The organism is Streptomyces sp. NPDC057287, assembly GCF_042667905.1.
Taxonomy (GTDB): domain Bacteria; phylum Actinomycetota; class Actinomycetes; order Streptomycetales; family Streptomycetaceae; genus Streptomyces.
Genome location: NZ_JBHUYV010000014.1, coordinates 160351 through 185635, shown reverse-complemented (window position 1 = coordinate 185635; position 25285 = coordinate 160351). Strand labels below are relative to the sequence as shown.

Below are 25285 nucleotides of genomic sequence, written 5' to 3'. Positions count from 1 at the left end.
TCCGTATGCCGCCCCGTAGCCCGCCGTTGCCCCGACGTGCCCTCCAGATCAATTAGGTTGGAGGGGCAGCGGGGAAGGTTGCAGGTACGAGAAGAAGTGGGCGATTTCCGGGATGAACGCACAAAGCCGAACCAAGCTCAACCAGACGCCCGAGTGGGCGGCTCTCGGCAAGCACCGTGAGGAGTTCGGCGACACCCATCTGCGCCGGCTGTTCGCGGACTCGCCGGATCGCGGGTCCGCCTACACCCTCCGGGTCGGCGACCTCCACATCGACTACTCCAAGCACCTGGTGACCGACGAGACGCTGCGCCTGCTGCGCGATCTCGCCGCGGCCACGGGAGTGGCGGAGCTGCGGGACGCGATGTTCCGCGGCGAGAAGATCAACACCACCGAGGACCGCGCCGTCCTGCACACCGCGCTGCGCGCCCCGCGCGACGCGGTGATCGAGGTCGACGGCGAGAACGTGGTTCCGGCCGTGCACGCCGTCCTCGACCGGATGGCGGCCTTCTCCGACCGGGTCAGGGCCGGTGAGTGGACCGGGCACACCGGCAAGCCGGTCAAGAACATCGTGAACATCGGCATCGGCGGCTCCGACCTCGGCCCCGCCATGGCCTACGAGGTGCTGCGCTCCTTCACGGACCGCTCGCTCACCGTCCGCTTCGTGTCGAACGTCGACGGCGCCGACCTCCACGAGGCCGTCCACGACCTGGACCCGGCCGAGACGCTGTTCGTCGTCGCGTCCAAGACCTTCACCACGATCGAGACCATCACCAACGCCACGTCCGCCCGCGACTGGCTCCTCACCGGGCTGAGGGCCGGTCAGGAGGCCGTCGCCAAGCACTTCGTGGCGCTGTCGACCAACGCCGAGAAGGTCACGGACTTCGGCATCGACACGGCCAACATGTTCGAGTTCTGGGACTGGGTCGGCGGCCGTTACTCCTACGACTCGGCGATCGGCCTCTCGCTGATGATCGCGATCGGCCCCGAGCGGTTCCGCGAGATGCTGGACGGGTTCCACCTCGTCGACGAGCACTTCCGCACCGCCCCCGCCGAGGAGAACGCCCCGCTGCTCCTGGGCCTCCTGGGCGTCTGGTACGGCCAGTTCTTCGACGCCCAGGCGCACGCGGTCCTGCCCTACAGCCACTACCTGTCCAAGTTCACCGCGTACCTGCAGCAGCTGGACATGGAGTCCAACGGCAAGTCGGTGGACCGCGAGGGCGACCCGGTCGAGTGGCAGACCGGACCGGTCGTCTGGGGCACTCCCGGCACCAACGGGCAGCACGCCTACTACCAGTTGATCCACCAGGGCACGAAGGTCATCCCGGCGGACTTCATCGGCTTCGCCGCGCCGGTCCAGGACCTGCTGCCCGGACTGATCGCCCAGCACGACCTGCTGATGGCCAACTTCTTCGCGCAGACCCAGGCACTCGCCTTCGGCAAGACGCCCGACGAGGTCCGTGCGGAGGGTGTGCCCGAGGAGCTCGTCGCGCACAAGACCTTCCGCGGCAACCACCCGACGACCACCGTCCTCGCGGAGAGGCTCACCCCCTCGGTGCTCGGCCAGCTGATCGCGCTGTACGAGCACAAGGTCTTCGTCCAGGGCGCCGTCTGGAACATCGACTCCTTCGACCAGTGGGGCGTCGAGCTCGGCAAGGTCCTCGCGAAGAAGATCGAGCCGGTCCTGACGGAGGGCACCGGAGGGGAGCAGCTGGACAGCTCCACCGCCGCGCTCGTCTCGGCGTACCGCTCGCTGCGTGGCCGCTGAGCGATGACGACGGGGGAGGGGACGATACGGCTCCGGCCGCCGCGCAACGCGCCGGCCCGCAGGGCCGTCGGCTGGTGGCGGGCCCGATGGCTGCTGCTGACGGCACCACCGGTGGTGGTCCTGGGCCTGCTGGGAGCGTTCATCGCTCCCGCCAGGTTCTGGCTGCTGACAGCGGCGGCCCCGCTCGGCGTCGCCGGCCTGCTGTGCACCGTCCTCTTCCCCCTGTGGTGGTACCGCACCCACCGCTGGGAGGTCACCGACGAGGCGGTCTACGTGAGCACCGGGGTCTTCCTGCGGGAATGGCGGATCGCCCCGATGTCCCGCATCCAGACCGTGGACACCGTGCGCGGCCCCCTGGAGCAGGTCTTCGGACTGGCCACGGTGACCGTCACCACGGCTTCCGCCAAGGGCGCCGTACAGATCGAGGGGCTGGCCCACGAGGCAGCCGCGGAGCTCGCCGAGCGGCTGACCCGCATCACCCAGGGCACCCCCGGGGACGCCACGTGAGCACCGCCGCCGACAGCGGCCCCGACTGGCGGCGGCTCCACCCCCGTACGGTCGTGGTCACCGCGCTGGTCGTGGCGGGAGTCGCGGCGAGTGCCGCCGTGCCGGTCACGGTGGCGCTCGCCGGCCCGATCGGATACGCGAGGGCCATCGGCTGGGTGCTGGCGGGCGCCGCCCTTCTGATCGGCTGTGCGGCCGTCGGCGACCACGTCCGGTGGCGGCGCACCCGCTACCGCGTCGGCGCCGAGCGGGTCGACCTGCACACCGGGCTCCTCCTGGTGAAGCGCCGCTCGCTGGCCCGCGAACGGATCCGCAGCGTCGACCTCACCGCGCACCTCCTGCTGCGGCTCCTGGGGCTGGTCACCGTCCGCATCGGAACCGGTGAGCACACGGGCGGCGACTCCACCCTGGAGCTCGACCCCGTCTCCCGTGCGGAGGGGGAGCGGCTCCGCCGGGACCTCCTCGACCGGGGCGCCACGGCGGCCCGGGGGAGTCACCGCGACGGCGAACTGGCCACCCTCGACCTCCGCTGGATCCGCTACGCACCGGTCTCGTTCGTCGCACCCGCGCTCGCGGGGGCGGCGGTGGGCGGGGTGATGCAGGTCAGCGACTGGGTCGGTGCGCAGGGCGAGGTCATCGACTGGGTCACCGACCGCTTCCGGGACACCCCGCTGGTCTGGGCGATCGCCGTCCTCGCCCTGGCCGCGCTGGTCGCCGGTGTCGTCGGAGCGCTCGGGCTGTGGATCGAGATGTGGTGGAACTACCGCCTGGAGCGCGAACCGGGCGGTACCCTGCGGGTCAGGCGCGGGCTCCTGACAGCGCGCTCCCTGTCCGTCGAGGAACGGCGGCTGCGAGGTGTGGACCTGGTCGAGCCGCTGGGTGTCCGGCTGCTGGGCGCCGCCCGGGTGGACGCGATCACCACCGGTCTGGCCACGGACGAGGAGACGCGGGGCGCCGAGCACGACGCGCTGCTGCCGGTCGCTCCGCGGGCGCTCGCCGACACGATCGCCGCCGAGGTACTGCGTGAGACGGTGACGCCGACCGGTGCGCCCCTGAGGGCCCATCCCCGTGCCGCCCGGGGCCGGCGGCTGCGCCGCGCCCTCGTCGTGACCCTGGTGCCCGTGCTGGTCCAGGCCGTCCTGGGCGTCCTGCTGACGCCGGTGCTGCTGTGGACGGCGCTGGGCTGCGCGGTGGTGTCCGTGCCCGTCGGGGTGCTCCTGGCCCTCGACGCGTACCGGTCACTGGGACACACGCTCAGCGGCGACTACCTGGTGACCCGCTCCGGCAGCGTCCGGCGCTCCACGGCGGCCCTCCAGCGCGCGGGCGTCATCGGCTGGACGGTGAAGCAGTCCTTCTTCCAGCGGCGCGCCGGGCTGATCAGCGTCACCGCCACGACGGCCGCGGGGGGCGGCGCCTACACGGCGCACGACACGGACGCCTCCGAGGGGCTCGCCTTCGCCTCCGACGCCGTCCCGGGGCTGCTGGAGCCCTTCCTGGAGCGCGGCTGAGGCGGCCGGCCGCCACTGGCCACGACGAGAGGCCCGGCCCCGCTCCGAGGAGCGGGGCCGGGCCTCTGCGGTACTGCTCCGCTACGCCGAGGCGGGCGGATACAGCGCGCGCGGCAGCTTCGACGCCGCGGCGGCATCCAGCAGCCACAGCGTGCGGCTCCGCCCGTACGCGCCCGCCGCCGGGGCCTGGATCTCCCCGGCGCCCGACAGCGCGATCTCCGCCGCCTCCGCCTTGTCCTCACCCGCGGCCAGCAGCCACACCTCACGCGCCGCCCGGATGGCGGGCAGCGTCAGAGAGACGCGGGTGGGCGGCGGCTTGGGGGCGCCGTGCACACCGACGACGGTGCGCTCGGTCTCCCGGACCGCGGGCAGCTCCGGGAAGAGCGACGCGACATGGGTGTCCGGGCCGACGCCCAGCATCAGCACGTCGAACGTCGGGACCGGCCCGTGGTCCTCCGGGCCCGCGGCGGCGGCCAGTTCCGCCGCGTACCCCGCGGCCGCGGCGTCGGCGTCGCCGCCGTACGGCCCGTCCGACGCAGGCATCGCGTGGACCCTGGAGGGGTCCAGCTGCACCTTGTCCAGCAGGGCGTCCCGGGCCTGGGTGATGTTGCGCTCCGGGTCGCCCTCGGGCAGGAACCGCTCGTCGCCCCACCACAGGTCGAGCCGCGACCAGTCGATCGCGTCCCGGGCGGGGGAGTCCGCCAGCGCGGCCAGCAGGCCGTTGCCGTTGCGCCCGCCGGTGAGGACCACCGAGGCGGAGTCCCGGGCGGCCTGGGCGTCCACGATCTTCGTGATCAGCCTGGCCGCCGCGGCCTGGGCCATCAGCTCCTTGTCGCGGTGCACGACGAGCTGCGGAGCACTCACTTCGACGCCGCCTTCTTGGCCGCCGCCTTCTTCGCGGCAGGGGCGGCGGCGCCCGCGGGCTCCTGCCGCTTCTGCCCCGAACCGACGGACGACGCCTCGGTGGGACCGCCGAGGCGCTCCACACCGAACTTCACCGTGGCCTCGTAGATGTTGTCCGGGTCCAGACGGCGCAGCTCCTCCGCGAGGAGCTCGGCGGTCTCCCGCCGCTTGAGCGCGACCGCACGGTCCGGCTGGCCGGCCATGCAGAGCGTCGCCAGCGAGCCGTCGGGCCGGTCCAGGACGATCACGCCGTTCTTGGTCTCCAGCCGTACGGCCGTCAGACCGGGACCGCCGGACAGCGTCCGCTCCACCGGGACCTTGAGCCGGTCCGCGAGCCACATGGCCAGCAGTTCGCAGCTCGGGTTGTCGGACTCGCCCTCGACCGTCGCCGAGACGACCTGCGCCGGCTGCTGGTCGAGCGCCGCCGCCAGCATCGAACGCCACGGCGTGATGCGGGTCCAGGCCAGGTCCGTGTCGCCGGGCCGGTACGTCGCGGCGCGCACCGACAGCTCGTCGAGCGGGTGCTCGGCGGAGTAGGTGTCGGTGATGCGACGCTGGGCGAGCGCGCCCAGCGGGTCCTTGGCCGGGTCCGCCGGGGCGTCCTCGGGCCACCACGCCACCACCGGGGCGTCCGGCAGCAGCAGCGGCAGGACGACCGACTGGGCGTGGTTGGCCAGCTCGCCGTGGAGACGCAGCACCACGGTCTCGCCCGAGCCCGCGTCGGAACCGACCCGGATCTCGGCGTCGAGCCGTGCGTCGCGGCGCGCACGCGGTGAGCGGCTGACCCTCTTGATCACCACGATGATCCGCGACGGGTGCTCGCGCGAGGAGTCGTTCGCCGCCTTGAGCGCGTCGTACGCGTTCTCCTCGTCCGTGACGATGACGAGGGTGAGGACCATGCCGACGGCCGGGGAGCCGATGGACCGGCGGGCCGAGATGAGGGTCTGGTTGATCTTGCTGGACGTGGTTTCCGTGAGATCGATCTTCATGGCCGGCGCCAGCTCCGTCCGTCGCGTGCGAGCATGTCGTCGGCCTCGGCCGGCCCCCAGGTGCCGGACGGGTACTGGGCGGGCTTGCCGTGCCTGTCCCAGTACTCCTCGATCGGGTCGAGGATGTTCCAGGAGAGCTCGACCTCCTGGTGGCGCGGGAAGAGGTTGGCGTCGCCGAGCAGCACATCGAGGATGAGCCGCTCGTACGCCTCCGGGCTGGACTCCGTGAAGGACTCGCCGTAGGCGAAGTCCATCGTGACGTCCCGCACCTCCATGGAGGTGCCCGGCACCTTGGAGCCGAACCGGACCGTGACCCCCTCGTCCGGCTGCACCCGGATGACCAGGGCGTTGCCGCCCAGCTCCTCCGTCGCACCGGACTCGAAGGGCAGATACGGGGCGCGCTTGAAGACGACCGCGATCTCGGTGACCCGGCGGCCGAGCCGCTTTCCGGTACGGAGGTAGAACGGCACGCCCGCCCAGCGGCGGTTGTTGATCGTCAGCTTGATCGCCGCGAAGGTGTCGGTCGTCGACTTGGGGTCGATACCGTCCTCCTCGAGGTAGCCGGGCACCTCCTGACCGCCCTGCCACGCGTGCGTGTACTGCCCGCGCACCGTGTGCTTGCCGAGGTCCTCGGGCAGCTCCACCGCAGTGAGCACCTTCAGCTTCTCGGCGACCAGTGCCTTCGGGTGGAAGGAGCCGGGCTCCTCCATCGCCGTCAGCGCCAGGAGCTGGAGCAGGTGGTTCTGGATGACGTCACGGGCGGCGCCGATGCCGTCGTAGTAGCCGGCCCGGCCGCCGATGCCGATGTCCTCGGCCATCGTGATCTGGACGTGGTCGACGTACGACCTGTTCCAGATCGGCTCCCACATCGTGTTGGCGAAGCGCAGCGCCAGGATGTTCTGGACCGTCTCCTTGCCGAGGTAGTGGTCGATACGGAAGACCTCGTTCGGCGGGAAGACGTCGTGCACGAGCTGGTTCAGCTCCTGCGCGCTCTCCAGGTCGTGGCCGAACGGCTTCTCGATGACGGCCCGTCGCCAGCTGCCTTCCTTCTGGTCGGCCAGCCCGTGCTTCTTGAGCTGCTGGACGACCTTGGGGAAGAACTTCGGCGGCACGGAGAGGTAGAAGGCGAAGTTGCCGCCCGTCCCCTGCGCCTTGTCGAGCTCCTCGATCGTGGCCCTGAGGGTCTCGAACGCGACGTCGTCGTCGAAGTTGCCCTGGACGAAGCGCATGCCCTGGCTGAGCTGCTGCCAGACCTCTTCGCGGAACGGGGTGCGGGAGTGCTCTTTCACGGCGTCGTGGACGACCTGGGCGAAGTCTTCGTCCTCCCAGTCGCGGCGCGCGAAGCCGATGAGCGAGAAGCCCGGTGGCAGCAGGCCGCGATTGGCCAGGTCGTAGACAGCGGGCATCAGCTTTTTACGGGACAAATCGCCCGTGACGCCAAAGATCACCAGGCCCGACGGCCCCGCGATGCGCGGGAGCCGTCGGTCCTGGGCGTCACGGAGCGGGTTGGCTCCGGGAACACCAGACAAGGTGGTCAGCCCTCCGAAGGAGCGAGGCGCTTGAGCTCGGCCTCGGTCGAGTTGAGCAGGTCGATCCAGGCGGCTTCGAACTTGTCGACGCCCTCGTCCTCCAGCAGCTGGACGACTTCGTCGTAGCTGACCCCGAGCTTCTTGATCGCGTCGAGGTCGGCACGGGCCTGGTCGTAACGTCCGGCGACGGTGTTGCCGGTGATCTCACCATGGTCGGCCACGGCGTCCAGCGTCGCCTCCGGCATGGTGTTGACCGTGTTGGGGGCGACGAGGTCGTCGACGTACAGGGTGTCCTTGAGGGACGGGTCCTTCACGCCGGTGGAGGCCCACAGCGGACGCTGCTTGTTGGCATGCGCCTTGTCCAGGGCGGCCCAGCGGTCGCCCGCGAAGACCTCCTCGTACGCCTCGTAGGCCAGACGGGCGTTGGCGAGGGCGGACTTGCCCTTCGCGGCCTTCGCCTCGTCGCTGCCGACCGCGTCCAGGCGCTTGTCGATCTCGGTGTCCACGCGGGACACGAAGAAGGACGCCACGGAGTGGATCTTGGAGAGGTCGAGGCCTGCGGCCTTCGCCTTCTCCAGACCCACCAGGTAGGCCTCCATGACCTCGCGGTAGCGCTCCAGCGAGAAGATCAGCGTGACGTTGACGCTGATGCCCCGCCCGATGGTCTCCGTGATCGCCGGGAGGCCCGCCTTGGTCGCCGGGATCTTGATGAGCGTGTTCGGCCGGTCCACCAGCCATGCCAGCTGCTTGGCCTCGGCGACCGTGGCCAGGGTGTTGTGGGCCAGGCGCGGGTCGACCTCGATGGAGACCCGGCCGTCCTGGCCGTCCGTCGCGTCGAAGACCGGACGCAGGATGTCGGCGGCGTCACGGACGTCCGCAGTCGTGATCATGCGGATCGCCTCCTCGACCGTCACCTTGCGGGCGGCGAGGTCGGTGAGCTGCTGGTCGTAACCGTCGCCCTGGGAGATCGCCTTCTGGAAGATCGACGGGTTGGTCGTGACACCCACGACGTGGCTCTGGTCGATCAGCTCGGCGAGGTTGCCGGACGTGATCCGCTTGCGCGACAGGTCGTCCAGCCAGATCGCCACGCCCTCGTCGGAGAGGCGCTTGAGTGCGTCTGTCATGAGAATTGCATCTCCTACTAGTCGTTATGACCGCGTCAGCGCGCGGCGGCGGCGAGAGATTCCCGGGCGGCTTCCGCCACGTGCGCGGCGGTGAAGCCGAACTCGCGGAAGAGGACCTTGGCGTCGGCCGACGCGCCGAAGTGCTCCAGCGAGACGATCCGGCCGGCGTCGCCCACGTAACGGTGCCAGGTGAGGCCGATGCCCGCCTCGACGGCGACCCTGGCCTTCACGGACGGCGGCAGCACGCTGTCCTTGTACGCCTGGTCCTGCTCCTCGAACCACTCGACACACGGCATCGAGACCACACGGGTCGGCACACCGGCCGCCTGGAGCTCGTCGCGGGCCTCGACGGCCAGCTGGAGCTCGGAGCCCGTGGCGATCAGAACGGCCTGCGCCTCGCCGCCCTCGGCGTCGAAGAGCACGTAACCGCCCTTGGCGGCACCCTCGTTCGCCGGGTAGGTGGGCACGCCCTGGCGGGTCAGCGCCAGACCGTGCGGGGCGCTCGTGCCGAAGTCCTTCTTGCCGCGCCTGAGGATCTCGCGCCAGGCGATGGCCGTCTCGTTGGCGTCACCCGGACGGACGACGTTGAGGCCCGGGATGGCGCGCAGCGAGGCGAGGTGCTCGACCGGCTGGTGGGTCGGGCCGTCCTCGCCGAGACCGACCGAGTCGTGCGTCCACACGTACGTCACGGGCAGGTGCATCAGCGCGGAGAGGCGGACGGCGTTGCGCATGTAGTCGGAGAACACCAGGAAGGTGCCGCCGTAGATGCGGGTGTTGCCGTGCAGCGCGATGCCGTTCATGGCCGCGGCCATGGAGTGCTCGCGGATGCCGAAGTGGATCGTCCGGCCGTACGGGTCGGCCTCGGGCAGCGGGTTGCCCGCCGGGAGGAACGACGACGTCTTGTCGATCGTGGTGTTGTTCGAGCCGGCGAGGTCGGCGGAGCCGCCCCACAGCTCGGGAATGACACCGCCGAGCGCCTGGAGGACCTTGCCGGAGGCGGCACGCGTGGCGACGCCGTGGCCCGCCTCGAAGACGGGGAGTTCGTCCTCCCAGCCCGCCGGCAGCTCGCCCGCGTCGATGCGGTCGAAGTCGGCGGCGCGCTCCGGGTTGGCGGTCCGCCACGCGGCGAAGGTCTTCTCCCACTCGGCCTTGGCCTCACGGCCGCGGTCCAGCGCCTCACGGGTGTGGGCGATGACCTCGTCGGAGACCTCGAAGGTCTTCTCGGGGTCGAAGCCGAGGACCCGCTTGGTGGCCGCGATCTCGTCGTCGCCGAGCGCCGAGCCGTGCGCGGCCTCGGTGTTCTGGGCGTTCGGGGCGGGCCAGGCGATGATCGAGCGGGCCGCGATGAACGAGGGGCGCTCGGTCTCGGCCTTGGCGGCCAGGAGCGCGAGGTGCAGGCCCTCGGGGTCCAGGTCGCCGCTGGGCAGCTGGTCCACGCGCTGGACGTGCCAGCCGTAGGCCTCGTAGCGCTTCAGGGTGTCCTCGGAGACCGCGGTCTCCGTGTCGCCCTCGATCGAGATGTGGTTGTCGTCCCACAGGAGCACCAGGTTGCCGAGCTTCTGGTGGCCGGCCAGCGAGGACGCCTCGGCCGAGATGCCCTCCTGGAGGCAGCCGTCGCCGGCGATGACCCAGACGGTGTGGTCGAACGGAGAGGTGCCGGGGGCCGCCTGCGGGTCGAAGAGGCCGCGCTCGTAGCGGGAGGCCATGGCCATGCCCACGGCGTTGGCGACACCCTGGCCGAGCGGGCCCGTCGTCGTCTCGACACCGGTGGTGTGGCCGTACTCCGGGTGGCCGGGCGTCTTGGAACCCCAGGTGCGGAACGCCTTGAGGTCGTCCAGCTCCAGGCCGTATCCGGCGAGGTAGAGCTGGATGTACAGCGTCAGGCTGGAGTGGCCGGCCGACAGCACGAAGCGGTCGCGGCCGGTCCAGTCGGCGTCCGCCGGGTCGTGGCGCATCACCTTCTGGAAGAGGGTGTACGCGGCAGGAGCGAGGCTCATCGCCGTGCCCGGGTGGCCGTTTCCGACTTTCTGTACGGCGTCCGCGGCGAGGACGCGGACGGTGTCCACGGCCCGCTGGTCCAATTCGGTCCACTGAAGGTCTGTGGTGGTCGGCTTGGTGCTCACCCTGAGTCAGGGCTCCTCTCCACTGTTCGTAAAGCCGGTGACTGGTTACCGCACCGGGCATTGTCGAGCCTACCCCCGTCCCAAGGCCGTACTTCTGCCCTTTCCACAGTGCGGGCGACCTGCGGAGTTCGCCTCCCGTATGAGCGCTCACGTTCACTTCTGCGCCACCCCAACACGACCCCACCCCCGCGAAGAGCGGCGTATGCCCAACGTCTACAGTGGTCTGGTTCGCGCAAGTCTTTACCGGGCCTTCATGCCTGGAGCTTGCTGGGATTTCTCTGTCAGGGGTGTGCGTGACGGCCGTCGAGTCCCGACCCGCAGGGGTCGCCTTGACTCCGAGCCCAGTGGGCCATCGCCCGTTCGGTGCCCGCATCAAGGCATTCGTGGCTCTTACCAAGCCGCGCATCATCGAGCTGCTGCTGATCACCACCGTTCCGGTGATGTTCCTCGCGGCTCAGGGCGTGCCCGATCTTTGGCTCGTAGTGACCACCACCATCGGCGGATATCTCTCCGCGGGTGGTGCCAATGCGCTCAACATGTATATCGACCGCGACATCGACGCGCTGATGGACCGTACGTCCCAGCGCCCGCTGGTCACGGGCATGGTGAGCCCCAGAGAGTGCCTTGCCTTCGGAATCGCCCTCGCGGTGATTTCCACGGTCTGGTTCGGACTGCTCGTCAACTGGCTCTCCGCCGCCCTCTCACTCGGCGCACTTCTGTTCTACGTCGTCGTCTACACGATGCTGCTGAAGCGCCGTACCTCGCAGAACATCGTCTGGGGCGGAATCGCCGGCTGCATGCCGGTGCTCATCGGCTGGTCCGCCGTGACCAATTCGATGAGCTGGGCCGCGGTCATCCTTTTCGCCGTGATCTTCTTCTGGACACCGCCGCACTACTGGCCGCTGTCGATGAAGGTCAAGGAGGACTACGCCCGCGTCGGTGTCCCGATGCTCCCGGTGGTCGCCTCCAATCGGGTGGTGGCCCGCCAGATCGTCGTCTACAGCTGGGTGATGGTCGCCGTCTCGCTGCTGCTGACCCCGCTGGGCTACACCGGCTGGTTCTACACGGCCGTTGCCCTGCTGACCGGTGGCTTCTGGCTCTGGGAGGCGCACGGCCTGCAGAACAGGGCGAAGTCCGGCGTCACCGGCACCAAGCTCAAGGAGATGCGGCTGTTCCACTGGTCCATCACCTACGTCTCGCTCCTCTTCGTCGCCGTGGCGGTGGACCCCTTCCTGAGGTAGTCCCGCACGACCGGAGCTCCGCCGACGGGCGGGGACGTGGCCGACGCCACGTCCCCGCCCGTCGCCAGTCGGTATACCCGTCGGTAGCATCCTGTCCATGGCAGAGACGGCAGAGCCTCAGACCCAGAAGACGGACGACAGCAAGCAGGCGGCCCGCGCGGAGCGCAGGGCCGGCAGGCTCGCCAAGCAGATCGGCGCCTTCGCCAAGGCGCACGGTGGCGCCGAGGGACAGCTCGCGTACCTCGGCCAGATGGGCACGCGCATCGTGCTGGTCGGCGAGGACGGCGGCTGGGGCGACCTGGTGGCCCCCTCCTACGCGGTGGCGGAGGACGCCACGCGGAAGGCGGGCATCACCGTGCACGAGGACTTCGACGGCGAGTTCGCGGCCAAGGTCCGCACCGGCCCGTACGAGTGGTCCAGGATGGCCGGCATCCAGGTCGGCGGCCCGTCGAACGACAAGGGCTGAGCCCCACCACCGTCCGCCCCGCCGCCCCCGCAGCTCCGTGCCGCGGGGGCGGCGGGGCGTTTCCGTGCGCCCGCCCGCCCGTCCGGATGCTGCGCCCGCCCTCCGGGCACCCCCTCGGGCCCGCCCTCCGGGCACCCCCTCGGGCCCGCCCTCCGGGCACCCCCTCGGGCCCGCCCTCCGGGCACCCCCTCGGGCCCGCCCTCCGGTACCCGCCTGCGGCGTGCCGGACGGCGGGGACCACCATGGAGGCAGCACAGACGTACACCAGAAGCAGAAGGAGGGAACCCGCACGTGGAACTGCTGACCGCGCTGCGTACCCACCGGATCGTCGCCATCGTGCGCGGCGCCGACGCGGATGCCGCACTCAGGACCGTCCTCACTCTCGCCGAGGCGGGCATCGCGCTCATCGAGGTCTCCCTGAGCGGCAAGGACGCCCCCGACGTCATCCGCCGGGCCCGCGCCGAACTCGGCCCGGACGCGCCGCTCGGCGCGGGCACCGTCCTGACCGCGCAGGACGCGCGGACGGTCGCCGAGGCCGGCGCCGACTTCGTCGTCACCCCGGCCGTCTGCGAGGGCGTCACCGAGGCGAAGCGCCTGGGTCTCCCGGTGCTGGCCGGAGTGATGACCCCCACCGACATCGTCGCCGCGCAGCGGCTCGGCGCCGACGGGTACAAGATCTTCCCCGCCGCCCAGGCCGGCGGTCCCGGCTTCCTCAAGGCGTTGCGCGGGCCGTTCCCCGACGCGCCGTTCGTGCCCGTCGGGGGAGTGGACGCCGAGCTGGCGCGCGCCTACCTGGTGCACGGAGCCACCGCCGTGGGCGTCGGGTCGCCGCTGATCGGCGACGCGGCCGACGGGGGCAGCCTCGACGCGCTGCGCGAGCGGGCCCGCGCCTTCCTCGACGCCGTACAGCTCCGGCCGGACACCGGGCGATGAGCGCCGCCGCCCACCGGCAGGGAGGTCCCGCATGACCGCGGTGTCCCGCGCGACGCCTCCGGTGGCCTGTGTCGGGGAGACCATGGCGGCCCTGGTGCCGGATCCCGCCGCCCCGCTTGAGGGGGCGACGGGGCTCGGCATCCGGATCGCGGGCGCCGAATCCAACGTGGCGGTGTACCTCGCCGACCACGGGGTGCCCGCCCGCTGGGTCTCCGCCCTGGGCGACGACCCGTTCGGTCGCCGGATCCGCAGCGAGGTGGCCGCGTCCGGTGTCGATGTCAGCGGGGTCAGCACCGACCCGCACCGGCCCACCGGACTCCTGGTCAAGGACCCCGGCCCCGACGGGACCCGGGTCCACTACTACCGCCGCGGCTCCGCGGCGTCGGCCCTCACGGCTCGGGTGCTGGACGAGGACGCCGTACGCACCGCCGGGCTCGTCCACCTCAGCGGCATCACCCCGGCCCTCTCGGCGGGCTGCCGCGAGCTGGTCGCCGCACTGCTGGAGCCCCCGCCCGCCGAACGGCCCCGCCCCGTCAGCTTCGACGTCAACCACCGTCCGGCGCTCTGGACGGACGGAACCGCGCCCGCCGTGCTGCTGGCCTTCGCCCGGCGGGCCGACATCACCTTCGTCGGCCTCGACGAGGCCCAGGCCCTGTGGGGCGAGGAGCTGACGGACGCCGCGGCCGTGAGGGAGCTGCTGCCCGAGCCGGGCGTGCTGGTGGTCAAGGACGGCGGAACCGACGCCACCGCCTTCGACGGGGCCGGTGCGCACAGGGTCCCCGCGCGCAGGGTCGACGTGGTCGAGCCGGTGGGCGCCGGTGACGCGTTCGCCGCCGGGTTCCTCGCCGGGCTGCTGGGCGGGGAGTCCACCGTCCGGGCGCTGCGGCTCGGTCACATCACCGCGGGCGCCGCGCTGCGGGTCACCGGTGACCACGGTCCGCTGCCGGACCCCGCCCTGATCGCCCGGCTGCTGGACGCGACGCCGGAGGAATGGGCGGGGAACGGCTGAGGCCGGGCGGGGCTCAGCCGGCCGCGGCGGGCTCGGGCAGTCCGGCCGTCCGGGCGGGCACCGGGCCCGCGCCGGCCGGGCGCTCCCGCAGCGACAGCAGCAGGCGCAGCACCGCGATCCACATCAGGGACGAGCCCAGCATGTGGAGGCCGACCAGGATCTCCGGCACGTCGTTGAAGTACTGGACGTAGCCGATGAAGCCCTGGGCCAGCAGCACGACCAGGAGGTCGCGGGCGCGGCTCCTGGTGTCGGCCGGGGCGTCGACGACGCGCAGGGCGAACCACATCGCGACGGCCAGGGCGCAGACGACCCAGGCGGCGATGGCGTGCACATGGGCGGCGGAGCTCCAGTCCCAGGGCATGCGCGGGACGTCGCTGCTGTCCCCGGCGTGCTTGCCGGAGCCGGTCACGGTCGTGCCGAGCGCGATCAGGACCACGGTGGTGGCGACGATCGCCCAGGAGAGCTGCCGCACCGGCTTCGGGGCGCGCGGGCGCGGAGCGCCGTCACCCTCGCCGATCCGGACCCAGGTGACGACGGTCACCGTGAGCAGGCAGTTGGCCAGAAGGAAGTGCCCGGCCACCGACCACGGGTTCAGACCCGCCCAGACCGTGATCCCGCCGATGACGGCGTTCCCCATCACGAGCCAGAACTGCGACCAGGCCAGGCGGGTGAGTCCGCGCCGCCGGGGCTTCAGCGACCGCGCCGCGATGATCGCCCAGCCGACCGCCGCACACAGGACGTACGTCAGCATCCGGTTGCCGAACTCGATGGCGCCGTGCAGGCCCTGCTCCGGCGTGGCGAACAGGCTGTCGTCGGTGCACTTGGGCCAGGTGTCGCAGCCCAGACCGGAACCGGTCAGCCGGACCGCGCCGCCGGTGATGATGATGAAAACGCTCATCACGACCGCGGAGAGCGCGGCTCGCTTGGCCGTCTCCGCCGACGGGGTCCAGCGCTTGGCGATGTAGGAGAGGGGGGTTTCCACGCGGACCATCGTAGGCAACGGCTTGTGCATGTTTTCACGAGGGGGGTGGGTCATTCCCGGATGACCCGGGACATCAGCGGCGCGTCACCGTCCGCTCACTCCCAGCGGAAGAACTTCGCCGCCGCGCCCAGTCCCAGCACCGCCCAGACGGCCAGGACCGCCGCGTCGCCCCAGGGCATCGCGGCGCCGTGCTGAAGGACGTCCCTCAGCCCGTCGGAGAGCGCCGCGATGGGCAGCAGACCCAGGACCGACTGCGCGGCGTCCGGGAACTTGTCCAGCGGTACGACGACCCCGCCGCCGACCAGCAGCAGCAGGAAGACCAGGTTGGCCGCCGCCAGCGTCGCCTCCGCCTTCAGCGTGCCCGCCATCAGCAGCCCGAGCCCGGAGAAGGCCACGGTGCCCAGCACCAGGAGCAGCAGCACGGCGAACGGGTTGCCCTCCGGGGACCAGCCCAGGGCGAAGGCGATGACCGTCAGCAGGACGACCTGAAGCACCTCCGTGACCAGCACCGAGAGGGTCTTCGCCGCCATCAGGCCCCAGCGGGGCAGGGGCGAGGCGCCCAGCCGTTTGAGCACGCCGTAGCGGCGCTCGAAACCGGTCGCGATGGCCTGGCCCGTGAAGGCCGTGGACATCACCGCGAGTGCCAGGACGCCGGGTGCGAGGAAGTCGACCGGCTCGCCCGTACCCGTGTCGATGATGTCGACCGCGCTGAACAGCACCAGCAGCAGCGTCGGGATGACCACCGTCAGCAGCAGCTGCTCTCCGTTGCGCAGGAGCATCCGCGTCTCCAGCGCGGCCTGCGCGGCGATCATGCGGGGCAGCGGGGCGGCGCCGGGGCGCGGGGTGTACGTACCGGCGCTCATGCGCGCAGCTCCTTGCCGGTCAGTTCCAGGAAGACGTCCTCGAGGGTGTGCCGCTCCACCGCGATGCCGTCCGGCATCACGCCGTTCTGGGCGCACCAGGAGGTGACGGTGGCCAGCAGCTCCGGGTCGATCGTCCCGGTGATGCGGTAGGTGCCGGTGGTCAGCTCGGCCGCCTCGCTGCCGTCGGGCAGCGCCTTCAGCAGCGAGTCGAGGTCCAGGCCGGGGCGGCCGGTGAAGCGCAGGGTGTTCTCGGCGCCGCCGCGGCACAGCTGCTCCGGGCTGCCCTGGGCGATGACCCGGCCCGCGTCGATGACGGCGACGTCGTCGGCGAGCTCCTCCGCCTCGTCCATGAAGTGCGTGGTGAGGACGACGGACACCCCGTCGGAGCGCAGCTCCCGGATCAGGTCCCAGGTCGAGCGGCGCGCCTGCGGGTCGAGACCCGCCGTCGGCTCGTCCAGGAAGACCAGCTCGGGGCGGCCGACGACGGCCATCGCCAGCGCGAGGCGCTGCTGCTGGCCGCCGGAGAGCCGCCGGTAGGAGGTGCGGCCGCAGCTGCCGAGCCCGAGGCGCTCGACCAGCGCGCCGACGTCCAGCGGGTGGGCGTGGAGCTTCGCCATGTGGCGCAGCATCTCGTCGGCGCGGGCGCCCGGGTAGACGCCCCCGGACTGCAGCATCACGCCGATGCGGGGGCGGAGCGCGGCGGCGTCCGCGACCGGGTCGAGGCCGAGGACCCGGACGGTCCCGCCGTCCGGACGGCGGTAGCCCTCGCAGGTCTCGATCGTGGTGGTCTTGCCGGCGCCGTTGGGCCCCAGGACCGCGGTCACCGCACCCGCCGCGACCTCCAGGTCGAGGCCGTCGACCGCGGTCTTCGTGCCGTACCGCTTGACAAGGCCCCTGGCCTGTACGACGGGCTCGCTGCTCATGGCGGGCAAGTCTAGGCTGGCAGGTGAGGGGTCCGGCGCGCCGGGTTCCCGCACCCTTCCGGAGCGCTCACGATGGTCCGGCCGCCGTGCGGCCCGGACGGCGCTCACCTGCGGCGGCACCGGGCGAGCGGCCGTTTTCGCAGGTCAACTTAGGTCTGCCTAAGTGATGAAGGGCACCGGGTCCGGTCCCGAGGCGGGTTGTCACGCCCGGAGGAATTACGCAACAATGGCGTTGTGAAATACGTTGGCGAGGCTCCCCAGGAGGAACTCGCGACCGGTGAGCGTTCGACGCGCAACCGGGTCGCGCGCTCCATCCTGGACCACGGCCCGTCCACCGCCGCCGATCTGGCGGAGCGCGTCGGTCTCACCCAGGCCGCCGTCCGCCGTCATCTGGACGCACTCGTCTCCGACGACGTCGTCGAGGCCCGCGAGCAGCGGGTGTACGGAGCGCGGACCCGCGGCCGTCCGGCCAAGGTGTTCGCCCTCACCGACTGCGGCCGGGACGCGTTCGACCAGTCCTACGACAAGCTGGCCGCCGACGCGCTGCGCTGGATCGCCGAGACGGCGGGGGACGAGGCGCTCGTGGCCTTCGCCCGCGCCAGGATGGCCGCCCAGTCCGAGTCGTACCGCGCCGTGATCGAGGCCGCGGGCCCCGAGGCACGCACAGAAGCCTTGGCCAAGGCCTTGTCCGCCGACGGGTACGCTGCTACGGCGCGCAGCGCGCCGGGCCCTCAGCAGGGCGAGCAACTGTGCCAGCACCACTGCCCGGTCGCGCACGTGGCCGAGCAGTTCCCGCAGCTGTGCGAGGCGGAGACGGAATTCTTCTCCAGCCTGCTCGGGACCCATGTGCAGCGTCTCGCCACCCTCGCCCACGGCGACGGTGTGTGCACGACGTTCGTACCGCGCAGCAGCCCCGCAGCACCACAGCCTTCACAGACCACCTATTCAGCATCTGCAAGTACGGCCGGGAGGAACCCCGCATGACGCTCCCTACGGAGACTGCCCACCCTGAGCTCGATGGCCTGGGCACGTACGAATTCGGCTGGGCCGACTCCGACGCGGCAGGCGCGGCGGCGAAGCGAGGCCTGTCCGAAGCTGTCGTCCGCGACATCTCGGAGAAGAAGAACGAGCCGGAGTGGATGCTGAAGCTCCGTCTCAAGGGCCTGAAGCTGTTCGGCAAGAAGCCCATGCCGAACTGGGGCTCCGACCTGTCGGGCATCGACTTCGACAACATCAAGTACTTCGTGCGGTCCACGGAGAAGCAGGCGGAGTCCTGGGAGGACCTGCCCGAGGACATCAAGAACACGTACGACAAGCTCGGCATCCCCGAGGCGGAGAAGCAGCGCCTCGTCGCCGGTGTCGCCGCGCAGTACGAGTCCGAGGTCGTCTACCACCAGATCAACGAGGAGCTGGAGGCGCAGGGTGTCATCTTCATGGACACCGACACCGCGCTGAAGGAGCACCCGGAGCTCTTCAAGGAGTACTTCGGCACCGTCATCCCCGTCGGTGACAACAAGTTCGCCTCGCTGAACTCGGCGGTCTGGTCCGGCGGCTCCTTCATCTACGTGCCGAAGGGCGTGCACGTCGAGATCCCGCTCCAGGCCTACTTCCGTATCAACACGGAGAACATGGGCCAGTTCGAGCGGACGCTGATCATCGTCGACGAGGACGCCTACGTCCACTACGTCGAGGGCTGCACCGCGCCGATCTACTCCTCGGACTCGCTGCACTCCGCGGTCGTCGAGATCATCGTGAAGAAGGGCGGCCGCTGCCGCTACACGACCATCCAGAACTGGTCGAACAACGTCTACAACCTGGTCACCAAGCGTGCCGTGGCGTACGAGGGCGCGACCATGGAGTGGGTCGACGGCAACATCGGCTCCAAGGTCACCATGAAGTACCCGGCCATCTACCTGATGGGCGAGCACGCCAAGGGCGAGACCCTGTCCATCGCCTTCGCCGGCGAGGGCCAGCACCAGGACGCCGGCGCCAAGATGGTCCACATGGCACCGAACACCTCCTCCAACATCGTCTCCAAGTCGGTGGCGCGAGGCGGTGGCCGCACCTCCTACCGCGGTCTCATCGAGATCGGCGAGGGTGCGCCGGGCGCCAAGTCCAACGTGCTGTGCGACGCGCTGCTCGTGGACACCATCTCGCGCTCCGACACCTACCCCTACGTCGACGTCCGCGAGGACGACGTGTCGATGGGTCACGAGGCGACGGTCTCCAAGGTCTCCGAGGACCAGCTCTTCTACCTGATGAGCCGCGGCATGACCGAGTTCGAGGCCATGGCGATGATCGTGCGCGGCTTCGTCGAGCCGATCGCCAAGGAGCTGCCCATGGAGTACGCCCTGGAGCTCAACCGGCTGATCGAGCTGCAGATGGAGGGCTCGGTCGGCTAGGACGGCCCCGCCGTCCACCGACCGTCCCCGAGAGTTCTTGACTGAGAAAGCGAGCACTACGACAGCCATGGCTGAGGCTTTGAACATCCCTGCGGGCTCCACCACCGCCGGGTCCATCGCGGTGGCGGCCGAGTCCACCGTCGCCACGCGCATGAGCGCCCCTCCGTCCTTCGATGTCGCGGACTTCCCGGTCCCGCACGGCCGCGAGGAGGAATGGCGCTTCACGCCGCTGGACCGGCTGCGCGGACTGCACGACGGCACCGCCGTCGCCACCGGTGACGGTGTCAAGGTCGTCGTCGAGGCGCCCACGGGCGTCACCGTCGAGACCGTCGGCCGCGACGACGCGCGACTCGGCAGGGCCGGCACCCCGGTGGACCGGGTCGCCGCCCAGGCGTACTCGTCCTTCCAGCACGCCTCGGTCGTCACGGTCGCCAAGGAGGCCGTGCTCAGCGAGCCGGTCCGGATCACCGTGCACGGCCAGGGCGGCGTGGCCTACGGCCACCAGGTCATCGAGCTGGGTGCCTTCGCCGAGGCCGTCGTCGTCATCGACCACACCGGTGACGCCGTGCTCGCGGCCAACGTCGACTACGTCCTGGGCGACGGCGCGAAGCTGACCGTCGTCTCCGTCCAGGACTGGGACGACACGGCCGTCCACGTCGGCCAGCACAACGCGCTGGTCGGCCGGGACGCCTCCTTCAAGTCGATCATCGTGACCTTCGGCGGGGACCTCGTGCGTCTCCACCCCCGGGTCGCCTACGCCGCCCCCGGCGGTGAGGCGGAGCTCTTCGGCCTGTACTTCACCGACAAGGGCCAGCACCAGGAGCACCGCCTCCTGGTGGACCACAACACCCCGCACTGCAAGTCCAACGCGGTGTACAAGGGCGCGCTCCAGGGCGACGACGCCCACGCCGTATGGATCGGTGACGTGCTCATCCAGGCCGCCGCAGAGGGCACCGACACCTACGAGATGAACCGGAACCTGGTTCTCACCGACGGTGCCCGTGTCGACTCCGTGCCGAACCTGGAGATCGAGACCGGCGAGATCGTCGGCGCCGGACACGCCTCGGCGACCGGCCGCTTCGACGACGAGCAGCTGTTCTACCTGCAGTCCCGCGGTATCCCGGCCGAGGAGGCCCGCAGGCTCGTCGTGCGCGGCTTCTTCGCCGAGCTGGTCCAGCAGATCGGCCTGCCGGACGTCGAGGACAGGCTCCTCGACAAGATCGAGGCCGAGCTGAAGGCGTCGGTCTGAGATGGCCTTCGTCAAAGCCTGTGCGCTGAGCGAGCTGGAGGACGACACCCCCAAGAGGGTGGAGCTCGACGGCACGCCGGTCTCCGTCGTCCGCACCGAGGGCGAGGTGTTCGCGATCAACGACATCTGCTCGCACGCGAACGTCTCGCTGTCGGAGGGCGAGGTGGAGGACTGCGCGATCGAGTGCTGGCTGCACGGATCGAGCTTCGACCTCCGCACCGGCAAGCCGTCCGGTCTTCCCGCGACGCGCCCCGTCCCCGTATACCCCGTAAAGATCGAAGGGGACGATGTGCTCGTCTCCGTCACCCAGGAGTCCTGAGTCACCCATGGCAACGCTTGAAATCCGCGACCTGCACGTCTCCGTCGAGGCCGACAACGCCACGAAGGAGATCCTCAAGGGCGTCGACCTGACCGTGAAGCAGGGCGAGACCCACGCCATCATGGGCCCGAACGGGTCCGGCAAGTCCACCCTCGCCTACTCGCTCGCGGGTCACCCCAAGTACACGATCACGAGTGGCACGGTGACCCTGGACGGCGAGGACGTCCTGGAGATGTCCGTCGACGAGCGGGCCCGCGCCGGCCTGTTCCTCGCCATGCAGTACCCGGTCGAGATCCCCGGTGTCTCGGTCTCCAACTTCCTGCGCACCTCCGCCACCGCCGTCCGCGGTGAGGCCCCCAAGCTGCGGACGTGGGTGAAGGAGGTCAAGGAGACGATGGCCCAGCTCCAGATGGACCCCGCCTTCGCGGAGCGCAACGTCAACGAGGGCTTCTCCGGCGGTGAGAAGAAGCGCCACGAGATCCTCCAGCTGGAGCTCCTCAAGCCGAAGATCGCCGTTCTCGACGAGACCGACTCCGGCCTGGACGTCGACGCGCTGAAGACCGTCTCCGAGGGCGTCAACCGGGTGCGCGAGAGCGGCGAGGTCGGCACCCTGCTGATCACGCACTACACACGCATCCTCAAGTACATCAAGCCCGACTACGTGCATGTCTTCGCCAACGGCCGGATCGCCGCCTCCGGTGGTGCCGAGCTCGCCGACACGCTGGAGAACGAGGGCTACGAGGCCTACACGAAGGGTGGCGCTTCCGCGTGACTGACGCCCGACAGGGGCTCTCCGGCCTCCTCGACACCGAGGCGATCCGCAAGGACTTCCCGATCCTGGACCGCACGGTGCACGACGGCAAGAAGATCGTGTACCTGGACAGCGCGGCCACCTCGCAGAAGCCGCGCCAGGTCCTCGACGCGCTCAACCAGTACTACGAGCGGCACAACGCCAACGTCCACCGCGGTGTGTACACGATCGCCGAGGAGGCGACCGCGCTGTACGAAGGCGCTCGCGACAAGGTCGCGGCCTTCATCAACGCGCCCAGCCGCAACGAGGTGATCTTCACCAAGAACGCCTCGGAGTCGCTCAACCTCGTCGCGAACATGCTGGGCTGGGCGGATGAGCCCTACCGGGTCGACAGCGACACCGAGATCGTCACCACGGAGATGGAGCACCACTCCAACATCGTGCCCTGGCAGCTGCTCTCGCAGCGCACCGGCGCGAAGCTGAAGTGGTTCGGCATCACGGACGACGGCCGGCTCGACCTGTCCAACATCGACGAGATCATCACCGAGAAGACGAAGATCGTCTCCTTCACGCTGGTCTCGAACATCATGGGTACGGTCAACCCGGTCGAGAAGATCATCCGCCGCGCCCAGCAGGTCGGCGCGCTGGTCTGCATCGACGCCTCGCAGGCCGCCCCGCACATGGTGCTCGACGTGCAGGCGCTGCAGGCCGACTTCGTGGCCTTCACCGGCCACAAGATGGTCGGCCCCACGGGCATCGGCGTGCTCTGGGGACGGCAGGAGCTCCTCGAGGACCTGCCGCCGTTCCTCGGCGGCGGCGAGATGATCGAGACCGTGTCGATGCACTCCTCGACGTACGCCCCCGCGCCGCACAAGTTCGAGGCGGGTACGCCCCCGATCGCGCAGGCCGTCGGCCTCGGCGCGGCCGTGGACTACCTCTCCGCGATCGGCATGGAGAACATCCACCGCCACGAGCAGGCCATCACCGAGTACGCGGTGCGGCGGCTCCTGGAGGTCCCCGACCTCAGGATCATCGGTCCGGCGACGGCCGAGGACCGCGGTGCGACGATCTCCTTCACGCTCGGCGACATCCACCCCCACGACGTGGGCCAGGTGCTCGACGAGCAGGGCATCGCCGTCCGGGTCGGACACCACTGCGCACGACCGGTCTGCCTGCGGTACGGAATTCCTGCGACGACGCGAGCGTCGTTCTATCTGTACTCCACGCCCGCCGAGGTCGACGCCCTGGTGGACGGGCTGGAGCACGTGCGGAACTTTTTCGGTTAGACGGCAGAGGGTTGACTGGTGAAGCTTGATTCCATGTACCAGGAAGTGATCCTGGACCACTACAAGCACCCCCACGGGCGTGGCCTGCGGGACGGCGACGCCGAGGTGCACCACGTCAACCCGACGTGCGGCGACGAGATCACGCTCCGCGTGAGATACGACGGCGAGACCATCGCCGACGTCAGTTACGAGGGCCAGGGCTGCTCCATCAGCCAGGCCAGCGCCTCCGTGCTCAACGAGCTGCTGGTGGGCAAGGAGCTCGGCGAGGCGCAGAAGATCCAGGAGACCTTCCTGGAACTGATGCAGTCCAAGGGTCAGCTGGAGCCGGACGACGCGATGGAGGAGGTGCTGGAGGACGCGGTCGCGTTCGCCGGCGTCTCCAAGTACCCGGCCCGGGTCAAGTGCGCGCTGCTGAGCTGGATGGCGTGGAAGGACGCGACGGCGCAGGCGCTGTCCGAAGGGAAGACGGCATGAGCGAGAACGAGACTCTTACCACCAAGCCGGCCTCCGAGGAGGAGGTCCGCGAGGCGCTGTACGACGTGGTCGACCCCGAGCTGGGGATCGACGTCGTGAACCTGGGCCTGATCTACGGGATCCACGTCGACGACGCCAACATCGCGACGCTCGACATGACGCTGACGTCCGCGGCCTGCCCGCTGACCGACGTCATCGAGGACCAGGCGAAGTCCGCCACCGACGGCATCGTCAGTGAGCTGCGGATCAACTGGGTCTGGATGCCGCCGTGGGGCCCCGACAAGATCACCGACGACGGCCGCGAGCAGCTGCGCGCGCTCGGCTTCAACGTCTGATCCCGCACGTCAAGGACGGCCCCCGGCGATTCGCCGGGGGCCGTCCCGCGTTGTTCGCCCGCCGTACCCGCACCGTGCGCCCCCCGTTGGCACAGGGGCCGGAGCCTGCTTCTCGACACCACGCCGACGAGAGGCACGCAGTGCTGCACCAGCTTTCAGTCCAGAACCGCCGGGCGGCCGCCGCCGCTGCCGGGATCCTCGCGCTGGCCGCTCTGGGGAGCAACGCCCCCGCCGACGCCGCGAGTTACGGGACGCCGACGATCAGTCTGTCGGCCGCCTACCTCTCCGGAGCCGTCGGCGCGACCGGCGACCCGGTGGTGAGTGTGACCGTCGCGCAGAGCGGTGCCGACGTCACGGCGCTCACCGTGGCCGCTTCCGCGAGCTCCAAGTCCTCCGTCGCGGGAACCTCCGACGTGACGGTCACGGGGACCGGGACCACCCGTACGCTCTCCGTCGCCGCGCACGCCCGCGGGTACACCGACCTCACGATCAAGGTCACCGGGCTCGGTGGGAAGACCGCCACCAAGAAGCTCTCCTACGCCGCCTCGGCGGCCGTGCAGAACTCCGCCGACACCCGCTACGTGACGGGTTCCTCCGACGCCTCGGCGGCCGTCGACGTCGGCGGCGGCTACGCGGTGGTCGCGGACGACGAGTCCAACGTCCTGCGGCTCTACGACCTCGCGGCCTCGGGCGCGCCCGTGCGGACCTGGGACGTCGCCTCGAAGCTCGGGGTGAGCAAGGAGATCGACATCGAGGGCGCGGCCCGGGTCGGCAACACCGTCTACTGGACCGGCTCGCTCGGCAACAACAAGGACGGCGAGTACAAGGCCGACCGCAACACCGTCTTCACCACGACCGTGACCGGCTCGGGCGCCTCCACCCAGCTGACCGTCGGCGGGAAGTACAGGAAGCTCCGTGACGACCTGGTGGCCTGGGACGAGGCGAACGGCGACCGGTACGGCTTCGCCGAGGGCACCGAGGACGGGGAGGCGCCGAAGCAGATCGACGGGTTCAACGTGGAGGGGCTGGAGTTCGCTCCCGGCTCGACGAGCACCGCGTACGTCGGCTTCCGCGCGCCCCTCGTGCCGCCCGCGTCGGGCGGCAAGGCGCTGATCGTGCCGGTGACCAACTTCGACAAGGTCGCCGGGAGCGGGGCGAAGGCCGTCTTCGGTACGCCGATCGAGCTCGACCTCGGCGGGCTGACCATCCGGGACATCCGCAGGAACGCCGCCGACCAGTACCTGATCGTGGCCGGTTCCTGGGAGGCGGACGACAACTCCGACCCGTACGCCCTGTACAGCTGGGACGGCGTCGCCGCCCACGCGCCGGTGAAGCGGGCCACCCTGCCCACCACCGACCCGGGCGGCTGGGAGGCCGTCGTCTCGGTGCCGGACCTGACGGTCGCCGGGACGCGTGCGCAGGTGATCACGGACGCCGGCGCCGCCGACCTGTACGGCGACGGCACGGAGGCGAAGGACCTGGAGCACGCCGAGTGGAAGAAGTCCCGCGCCACCTGGTTCACCGTGGGCGGCTGACGGCGACCTCCCCCTGCTTTGCGGGCAGGGGGAGCGTGAGGCAGGAGCGCTGAGCGCCCGCACCTTGTTCCC

24 protein-coding genes are annotated in these 25285 nt (G+C 70.6%); 16 read left to right on the top strand and 8 right to left on the bottom strand.

Going from position 1 to position 25285, the window contains the following annotated elements; all coding sequences use genetic code 11:
• Window positions 1–112: 112 nt before the first annotated feature.
• The 3 genes from pgi to ACFUNE_RS26075 are packed head-to-tail and all read left to right on the top strand — an operon-like array spanning window position 113 to window position 3777.
• The gene (gene pgi, locus ACFUNE_RS26085) at window positions 113–1765 is read left to right on the top strand and encodes a glucose-6-phosphate isomerase (RefSeq protein ID WP_383572777.1); all 1653 of its coding nucleotides are present in this window, start codon (window positions 113–115) and stop codon (window positions 1763–1765) included.
• Between the two features lie 3 nt (window positions 1766–1768).
• Complete coding sequence (locus ACFUNE_RS26080; RefSeq protein ID WP_383572774.1) at window positions 1769–2272, top strand: PH domain-containing protein; 504 nt, start codon at window positions 1769–1771, stop codon at window positions 2270–2272.
• Complete coding sequence (locus ACFUNE_RS26075) at window positions 2269–3777, top strand: PH domain-containing protein (protein ID WP_383572771.1); 1509 nt, start codon at window positions 2269–2271, stop codon at window positions 3775–3777. The genes ACFUNE_RS26080 and ACFUNE_RS26075 overlap by 4 nt, the downstream gene beginning before the upstream one ends.
• An 81-nt stretch (window positions 3778–3858) precedes the next feature.
• On the opposite strand, the gene pgl is transcribed toward ACFUNE_RS26075, so the two are convergent.
• From pgl to tkt, 5 genes are read right to left on the bottom strand one after another with little or no spacing between them, the layout of a single operon-like run.
• Window positions 3859–4641: a 6-phosphogluconolactonase gene (gene pgl, locus ACFUNE_RS26070; RefSeq protein WP_383572768.1), complete on the bottom strand. Its 783-nt coding sequence runs from the start codon at window positions 4639–4641 to the stop codon at window positions 3859–3861.
• Window positions 4638–5669: a glucose-6-phosphate dehydrogenase assembly protein OpcA gene (opcA, locus tag ACFUNE_RS26065; protein WP_383572765.1), complete on the bottom strand. Its 1032-nt coding sequence runs from the start codon at window positions 5667–5669 to the stop codon at window positions 4638–4640. Before opcA ends, pgl begins: the two co-directional genes overlap by 4 nt.
• Entirely contained in the window at window positions 5666–7198 is a 1533-nt protein-coding gene (gene zwf, locus ACFUNE_RS26060) for a glucose-6-phosphate dehydrogenase (protein ID WP_383572761.1), read from the bottom strand. The genes opcA and zwf overlap by 4 nt, the downstream gene beginning before the upstream one ends.
• 5 nt (window positions 7199–7203) lie before the next feature.
• Complete coding sequence (gene tal / locus ACFUNE_RS26055; RefSeq protein WP_383572758.1) at window positions 7204–8322, bottom strand: transaldolase; 1119 nt, start codon at window positions 8320–8322, stop codon at window positions 7204–7206.
• 35 nt (window positions 8323–8357) lie between these two features.
• Complete coding sequence (gene tkt / locus ACFUNE_RS26050; RefSeq protein WP_383572755.1) at window positions 8358–10445, bottom strand: transketolase; 2088 nt, start codon at window positions 10443–10445, stop codon at window positions 8358–8360.
• Between the two features lie 287 nt (window positions 10446–10732).
• Between tkt and ACFUNE_RS26045 the strand changes: the two genes are divergently transcribed.
• The 4 genes from ACFUNE_RS26045 to ACFUNE_RS26030 all read left to right on the top strand — a co-directional run bounded on the left by ACFUNE_RS26045 (window position 10733) and on the right by ACFUNE_RS26030 (window position 14094).
• Window positions 10733–11686, top strand: a complete 954-nt coding sequence (locus tag ACFUNE_RS26045) for a heme o synthase (protein WP_383572753.1) — start codon at window positions 10733–10735, stop codon at window positions 11684–11686.
• Window positions 11687–11783: 97 nt separating this feature from the next.
• On the top strand, window positions 11784–12152 hold the full coding sequence (locus tag ACFUNE_RS26040) for a hypothetical protein (protein WP_383572750.1): 369 nt from the start codon (window positions 11784–11786) through the stop codon (window positions 12150–12152).
• 291 nt (window positions 12153–12443) lie between these two features.
• Window positions 12444–13085 (top strand): bifunctional 4-hydroxy-2-oxoglutarate aldolase/2-dehydro-3-deoxy-phosphogluconate aldolase, encoded by a 642-nt coding sequence (locus ACFUNE_RS26035; RefSeq protein ID WP_383572747.1) that lies wholly within the window; start codon window positions 12444–12446, stop codon window positions 13083–13085.
• A 31-nt stretch (window positions 13086–13116) separates the two neighbouring features.
• Window positions 13117–14094 (top strand): sugar kinase, encoded by a 978-nt coding sequence (locus ACFUNE_RS26030; RefSeq protein ID WP_383572744.1) that lies wholly within the window; start codon window positions 13117–13119, stop codon window positions 14092–14094.
• Window positions 14095–14107: 13 nt separating this feature from the next.
• On the opposite strand, the gene ACFUNE_RS26025 is transcribed toward ACFUNE_RS26030, so the two are convergent.
• The 3 genes from ACFUNE_RS26025 to ACFUNE_RS26015 form a co-directional block, all read right to left on the bottom strand.
• Window positions 14108–15085, bottom strand: a complete 978-nt coding sequence (locus tag ACFUNE_RS26025) for a heme A synthase (RefSeq protein ID WP_383572958.1) — start codon at window positions 15083–15085, stop codon at window positions 14108–14110.
• A gap of 86 nt (window positions 15086–15171) precedes the next feature.
• Window positions 15172–15939 (bottom strand): ABC transporter permease, encoded by a 768-nt coding sequence (locus ACFUNE_RS26020; RefSeq protein ID WP_383572741.1) that lies wholly within the window; start codon window positions 15937–15939, stop codon window positions 15172–15174.
• Window positions 15936–16862 (bottom strand): ABC transporter ATP-binding protein, encoded by a 927-nt coding sequence (locus tag ACFUNE_RS26015; RefSeq protein WP_383572738.1) that lies wholly within the window; start codon window positions 16860–16862, stop codon window positions 15936–15938. Before ACFUNE_RS26015 ends, ACFUNE_RS26020 begins: the two co-directional genes overlap by 4 nt.
• A 234-nt stretch (window positions 16863–17096) precedes the next feature.
• Between ACFUNE_RS26015 and ACFUNE_RS26010 the strand changes: the two genes are divergently transcribed.
• From ACFUNE_RS26010 to ACFUNE_RS25970, 9 genes are all read left to right on the top strand, one after another.
• The gene (locus tag ACFUNE_RS26010; RefSeq protein ID WP_383572735.1) at window positions 17097–17846 is read left to right on the top strand and encodes a helix-turn-helix transcriptional regulator; all 750 of its coding nucleotides are present in this window, start codon (window positions 17097–17099) and stop codon (window positions 17844–17846) included.
• Window positions 17843–19264, top strand: a complete 1422-nt coding sequence (sufB, locus tag ACFUNE_RS26005; protein WP_311306372.1) for a Fe-S cluster assembly protein SufB — start codon at window positions 17843–17845, stop codon at window positions 19262–19264. Before ACFUNE_RS26010 ends, sufB begins: the two co-directional genes overlap by 4 nt.
• A gap of 67 nt (window positions 19265–19331) precedes the next feature.
• The gene (gene sufD, locus ACFUNE_RS26000) at window positions 19332–20513 is read left to right on the top strand and encodes a Fe-S cluster assembly protein SufD (RefSeq protein ID WP_383572731.1); all 1182 of its coding nucleotides are present in this window, start codon (window positions 19332–19334) and stop codon (window positions 20511–20513) included.
• 1 nt (window position 20514) lies between these two features.
• Window positions 20515–20832, top strand: a complete 318-nt coding sequence (locus ACFUNE_RS25995; protein ID WP_014156911.1) for a bifunctional 3-phenylpropionate/cinnamic acid dioxygenase ferredoxin subunit — start codon at window positions 20515–20517, stop codon at window positions 20830–20832.
• Between the two features lie 7 nt (window positions 20833–20839).
• Window positions 20840–21604: a Fe-S cluster assembly ATPase SufC gene (sufC, locus tag ACFUNE_RS25990; protein WP_383572727.1), complete on the top strand. Its 765-nt coding sequence runs from the start codon at window positions 20840–20842 to the stop codon at window positions 21602–21604.
• The gene (locus ACFUNE_RS25985) at window positions 21601–22869 is read left to right on the top strand and encodes a cysteine desulfurase (protein WP_383572724.1); all 1269 of its coding nucleotides are present in this window, start codon (window positions 21601–21603) and stop codon (window positions 22867–22869) included. Before sufC ends, ACFUNE_RS25985 begins: the two co-directional genes overlap by 4 nt.
• An 18-nt stretch (window positions 22870–22887) precedes the next feature.
• Window positions 22888–23343 carry a Fe-S cluster assembly sulfur transfer protein SufU gene (sufU, locus tag ACFUNE_RS25980; protein WP_037822147.1) on the top strand — a complete coding sequence of 152 codons (456 nt, stop codon included), beginning with the start codon at window positions 22888–22890 and terminating at the stop codon, window positions 23341–23343.
• Window positions 23340–23678, top strand: coding sequence for a metal-sulfur cluster assembly factor (locus tag ACFUNE_RS25975; protein ID WP_014045248.1), 339 nt, complete (start codon window positions 23340–23342; stop codon window positions 23676–23678). Before sufU ends, ACFUNE_RS25975 begins: the two co-directional genes overlap by 4 nt.
• Window positions 23679–23818: 140 nt before the next feature.
• Window positions 23819–25213, top strand: a complete 1395-nt coding sequence (locus ACFUNE_RS25970) for a hypothetical protein (RefSeq protein WP_383572720.1) — start codon at window positions 23819–23821, stop codon at window positions 25211–25213.
• The last annotated feature ends 72 nt before the right edge of the window (window positions 25214–25285 follow it).

Excerpts from the sequence above, each read along its gene's own strand:
- pgi (WP_383572777.1), top strand. The coding sequence starts at position 113 with ATGAACGCACAAAGCCGAACCAAGCTCAACCAGACGCCCGAGTGGGCG.
- ACFUNE_RS26080 (WP_383572774.1), top strand. The coding sequence starts at position 1,769 with ATGACGACGGGGGAGGGGACGATACGGCTCCGGCCGCCGCGCAACGCG.
- opcA (WP_383572765.1), bottom strand. The coding sequence starts at position 5,669 with ATGAAGATCGATCTCACGGAAACCACGTCCAGCAAGATCAACCAGACC.
- tal (WP_383572758.1), bottom strand. The coding sequence starts at position 8,322 with ATGACAGACGCACTCAAGCGCCTCTCCGACGAGGGCGTGGCGATCTGG.
- ACFUNE_RS26040 (WP_383572750.1), top strand. The coding sequence starts at position 11,784 with ATGGCAGAGACGGCAGAGCCTCAGACCCAGAAGACGGACGACAGCAAG.
- ACFUNE_RS26030 (WP_383572744.1), top strand. The coding sequence starts at position 13,117 with ATGACCGCGGTGTCCCGCGCGACGCCTCCGGTGGCCTGTGTCGGGGAG.
- ACFUNE_RS26025 (WP_383572958.1), bottom strand. The coding sequence starts at position 15,085 with ATGGTCCGCGTGGAAACCCCCCTCTCCTACATCGCCAAGCGCTGGACC.
- ACFUNE_RS26020 (WP_383572741.1), bottom strand. The coding sequence starts at position 15,939 with ATGAGCGCCGGTACGTACACCCCGCGCCCCGGCGCCGCCCCGCTGCCC.
- ACFUNE_RS26015 (WP_383572738.1), bottom strand. The coding sequence starts at position 16,862 with ATGAGCAGCGAGCCCGTCGTACAGGCCAGGGGCCTTGTCAAGCGGTAC.
- sufB (WP_311306372.1), top strand. The coding sequence starts at position 17,843 with ATGACGCTCCCTACGGAGACTGCCCACCCTGAGCTCGATGGCCTGGGC.
- sufD (WP_383572731.1), top strand. The coding sequence starts at position 19,332 with ATGGCTGAGGCTTTGAACATCCCTGCGGGCTCCACCACCGCCGGGTCC.
- ACFUNE_RS25995 (WP_014156911.1), top strand. The coding sequence starts at position 20,515 with ATGGCCTTCGTCAAAGCCTGTGCGCTGAGCGAGCTGGAGGACGACACC.
- sufC (WP_383572727.1), top strand. The coding sequence starts at position 20,840 with ATGGCAACGCTTGAAATCCGCGACCTGCACGTCTCCGTCGAGGCCGAC.
- ACFUNE_RS25975 (WP_014045248.1), top strand. The coding sequence starts at position 23,340 with ATGAGCGAGAACGAGACTCTTACCACCAAGCCGGCCTCCGAGGAGGAG.